We start from the raw sequence: 4,698 nt of genomic DNA, 5'->3' as shown, positions 1-4,698 counted from the left end.
TGAGAGGGGCCCATAAGGGTAGGGTATGCCAGCGAAGCGGAGGTGGCGAGCTGCAGCGATGGACAAACCCAACACGCGGAGGGGTTCTAATTGATGTGTTACCTAAAGCCCCGTAATGGGTATTTTATGTAGTCTGATAGTGGGGCCTCTATTGTTCGATCGCATGATTCATCCGGTTCATCAATCTCATAGCATAATTCATAGTCTTCTGCGTCGGCATCTTTGGACTCAAATTTTCCGAGTTTTATCCTGATTTTGCAGAGTCGCGCGGTAACTTTCTGCGTTATACCGGTTATATCATCCACAAATAGCCCTCTGTATTTTCTGCACAACTTGTACCGCGCATGCTCGATTATGGCATGCAAATCATCTGTGGAGATACCCTCTTGTTTTGCAAAGTCATAGACGGCTTTGTAGGCGTAACTATCTGCGGTTTTAGGATCGTCGCAATCCGCAGTGCGTTGCAGCCGTTTATTGTGGTGTTTTCTACAAATTTCTATGTACCTGTGTATGGCCTTCATTCTTGGTGCCAGGGTTCTGTAGGATGCAATATGTGTTTTGAGAAAAGCGTTTGTTGTCTGATTAACTCTATCTGGATAGCATGCGATTATGTCCTCTATGCCCGGGTTTATGGCGGATTTGTATGCATCATGGCTTAGGGCTTCATGCAAATTTTCATACTCACATGCTCTTGCTTTCACAAGTGTGAGAATATCCGACTCCAATGATTTAAATTGATCTTCCCCTAGGTGGGTGAGCCTGACAGACGGGTGCTTTGTCGTGCTTGACGATGTGCCTGAAAGTTCCGGTTTAGATTGCGTTATTTCAAAATTAATGCGTACTAGCTTTTCTAGGGCTTTACTCATGGCCATGGCCGAGCTTTTTTGCAATATGTTGCCAAAGTTATGTATCAGATACATGGCTTTTTTCTCTATTTGCGGGGAAATGCTCCTCAGAGAGATATTTTGCCAATAGTATTTGGAGAAAAGATTGCCTTCTAAGCTTCATTTCAAGAGCTTTTCTGATGTAGTCATGAGCGTTGCGGACCCGACAAAGCGGTATATACTCCTCGTATCTTTTAGACCTGATATCCAATAGTAGGCTGTTTTTACCTCTCAAGCAGGGAAAATCAGCTTCCACAGAGCTTTTTTTGTTATTTCCAGATATGCACACCGTCATTTGAGGGGTGTCAGAGTTGGTGGCATACTCCCAGCTGTGACCGTAGCTTTGTATATCTATTGCCCTTATGGCGCGGCTCTTTTTGCCTTGGATACTAATTGTAGGCCTGCTCAATTCGGCAACCATCGCATATTGTCCGTCCTCATCTCGCGCATTTTTGGCAGCTATAGAGATTTTTGTAATCGATGCTTCTGCAAATGTGACTACTCCCTTTTTCGCGTTTTCGGCAAAAAAAATTTGTATGTTATCGCGGAAGAATTTTCTTTTCTGTTGTATAAGGCACGCTGCGGCCATACAAGAGACGCAAACACATAGAGCGCGTTTTTTATCATTATGTACTTTTATTATGCCTATGGTTGCCGCTGCTGCAACTGCTGCGAGTAGCAATTCGCGGACTGGTAACGCGCTTTGAGGAGCTCCTCTTGTATCGAGCAAATTCATATTGGTTGCCTATAAGCCATTTAGCTGAGTACACTAATGGCTAATTCTGAATTATGTGTTAAATGACATATCTAATTTTATGTAATTTCATAGGGAGATTACGTAAAATCATAATTAATCTATGATTTATCATAATAGAATTTAGCTCTGACTCCGGCTCCACATAGTGCCAAGAAATGGCTCTATTGCCACTATGCCCTGCTGTGAAGCCGGAAATGCACCTCAAGAAATTGCACGAGCTACATCGAGGTGGATACTACACTCTGGCTGCAAGAGGTGCAGTCTTTGCATTGCCGGGGAGACACTAACTACAGATAAGAACCCGGTAAAGGCTGCGTCTCCAATCCGTTCAATCGTTCTATCTGAAAAAGGATAGTTTATGGTGTGAGAGGTTAATCTGGTGTTAGGCGATAGAGGCGCTGGCGCCCTATCATATGTACACCATTTTACGTTAGATATCTTGGCTTCGAGTAATCTTATCGCTGCCCGAGCATCTTCGTTTTTGGGCGCGCCTAAAACGTGCGAATTTTGTTCACGTATCTTTCCCCAATGGGATAGCAGCTTCGGAACAACACTTTGTGAGTAATATTTGCCTGCAACGCGTAAGTACACATCCTGCAAGTGTGAGACGAACACAGCGTAGGGGATGAACTCACCTCCTTTTTCATGGGTGTGTGTGTCCACTATATGTGCGACACTTTCCGGTGCGAGCGCCAACTGATGTGGCGCGTAGTCTGGGCCCAATATATTGCGCAGTTGCTGTAGTTTTTGGTCGTTCTGTAGAGCAATTCCATATGCCGTCGTCTCGGTAAAATCACTCAAAAGCACGGTATTAATGCGACATGGGTGTTTTGCTCCGCTTGTCTTACTTAGCGCTTTGATGGTAGAAGCTTCCGCGTCAAGTTGATATAGTTTTAGCGTATGTTCCGCAGTACGCAGTAGCTTTTTCCACCTTTCGTGCTGTATATCTGCAGCTTTGAGCCCTTTGCTCAGTCTAGGACTCGCAACTGTTGCGAGTGCTATGTAGTGTACCAAGCGTGTGCCAAGCGAGTCTGATGTAGACTTATGCAAATGCATAAGTGTTTCTATGAAAGAGTATACTTCTTCCCTGTCGGTAATTGCCTGTTTTTTGCATACTGACGCGCAGATGACATGCAAATCTATGACAAATTCTGTGTCATATTCGAGTGCGCGTGAGAGATGCCTTGGAGCTCCGTTGCCTAAAAATCTGCAATCACCCCATACCTCTTGTATCACGAGCCTCCAGAACAGCGCATGGTGTGCGGGATAATTGTCTAAGCTACTGCAAAACCTAATGAGCTCTCCTATATACTCAATGCACAATGCCGTGTCAGAATACACTGCGCGGCCCAGCGGAGTACGAAGAAAGAAATCGGTAATTGTACGCTGCATGCCCTCGTGACTTTGCTGAGCATATATGTCAAGCGCTGCACAAATCGTGAGTGATTGCTGGTTTACATGTGTTAGTTCCCTGCGCATTGCGGCATTCATATGCTCGACCATAGCGTGGATTACAGATTCTGTATATGTGTAAAAGAAGGCCTTTCTATAGCTTTTAAAGGGGGCGCTTGTAGCAACTAGCTTTATTATGTTTGTTCTACTATTCGTGCCAACTCGTGTGGTCAAGAAAATATCCCTGCTTTTACCGCTGTGAGAAATTGAAAACGCGTGTTGTGCGCTGGTCAGTAGGCGGGGCACGGCGCCGAAAGGAGGCATTATAAGCTTTAGCGCGATTTGATACTGTGACTTATACTCAAAACTGCGCTCATCGCCTGCAGACATTATGCGGAATTCCAGATTTGATATAGAAATATGCCCACGTTTAGTGTGAAGATTACCTGTACATAACCACAAGTTGCGGGTCTTGACATCTGAAATTGCAGCCAGGGCAAAAAGGTGCGCTTTTTTACCGCGGATTAGCAGATAAACGTCCTGAGGGCCGCCTGCGGCAATTTCTGGTGCCAACTGGAACCCATAGGCCTTGGAGGGTGCCGCATCGTGTATTCCAAACGCCAGTTCTGCACCTATGTAGGCAACATATGCAGCACGCGTCACAGTTTTACCCAAACTTGCCGCCTTTTTCTTGATTTTCTTTAAAGTAGTAGTGGGTTTTGTTGCCGATGATGCCACATCTGAGTTATGCGGAGTTCCAGCCACCTGAGCTTTTTGGCATTGGGCATCAGCTGCGCTACTTTCTTCGTCTACTCGGGTAGCTGCGCTGCACGCTTCCCAATTTGTAGGATATAAGCTATCCGCTATGGTACCACTACTTTCCGCACCGTGGGGTTGATTGCCGTCGTAATGGATAATAGCTGCGGTATCAGAATAATCGTCAGGAGTTGCAACATCGGAGTGTGCAGGGGAACATGGTCTTGTAATTTCGGGAGACAAGCGTTCATAACGAGAAGGCTTAGTGGCAGCACGCTTAGAAAGGGCATCAGTTGCGTGCTCGACCTTCTTCAACAAACCGTGCTGCGCTTTGCGCACACCAGATTGCAACTGTGTCTTTAAATTACCTGCTGTTCCGCGCTTCACAGCACTAGCTACAGCTTTAAATGACAGTGACGATTTGTGAGCATTTGACGCCTTGAATTTTGGTGCGTTGACGCTAAGCTGCATGGTGCGACCTGTGGTCCAAGGCGATGATTGCGGTTGATCATGTAGTGCCGGTTTATGCTCAAGCTCCCTTGTACTGGATTCCGTATCGCCCGTTTGTTGTAGAGCGGCAGCGAACAGCTCGTCGATGCCTAACAGATCGTCAATTTTTGGTTCGTTGTGCGCCTTCGCGGCACCATGCTGTTGCGCACTACTTAACGGGAATTGCGCTCCCTCTGGTAAGGGTAGTAAGTGCTGTTGTGCGGATGAACCTACACCCGAGTTCTCAGGAGCTTTTGAGCGTTTTGGTGCCGCTGGAGGCACAGTGCTAGAAGATGGGCCGGCACTAATCATGGTCACGGGCTTCGTCACGGGTCTCGTAGTATCGGTAGACGCCAGAGAAGTTAGACCCGACTGTGGCACAAGTGGAGGTACAGTGCTAGAAGATGGGCCGGCACTGGT

General features: G+C 46.5%; 3 protein-coding genes. All 3 read right to left on the bottom strand.

Features of this window, described 5'->3' with window-relative positions; translation table 11 throughout:
• Nucleotides 1-98 precede the first annotated feature (98 nt).
• The gene (locus GAC_RS06095) at nt 99-920 is read right to left on the bottom strand and encodes a hypothetical protein (RefSeq protein ID WP_241760174.1); all 822 of its coding nucleotides are present in this window, start codon (nt 918-920) and stop codon (nt 99-101) included.
• Nucleotides 904-1,620, bottom strand: a complete 717-nt coding sequence (locus GAC_RS06090) for a hypothetical protein (protein WP_241760173.1) — start codon at nt 1,618-1,620, stop codon at nt 904-906. The genes GAC_RS06095 and GAC_RS06090 overlap by 17 nt, the downstream gene beginning before the upstream one ends.
• Before the next feature lie 222 nt (nt 1,621-1,842).
• On the bottom strand, nt 1,843-4,698 hold a 2,856-nt coding region (locus GAC_RS04985; protein ID WP_037349689.1), incomplete at its 5' end, for a hypothetical protein.

The sequence above is a fragment of the Anaplasma marginale str. Florida genome, assembly GCF_000215485.1.
In the GTDB taxonomy this organism is placed as follows: domain Bacteria; phylum Pseudomonadota; class Alphaproteobacteria; order Rickettsiales; family Anaplasmataceae; genus Anaplasma; species Anaplasma marginale.
The sequence above is the reverse complement of the archived record's forward strand: the minus strand, read 5'-3'. Positions and strand labels throughout refer to the sequence as shown.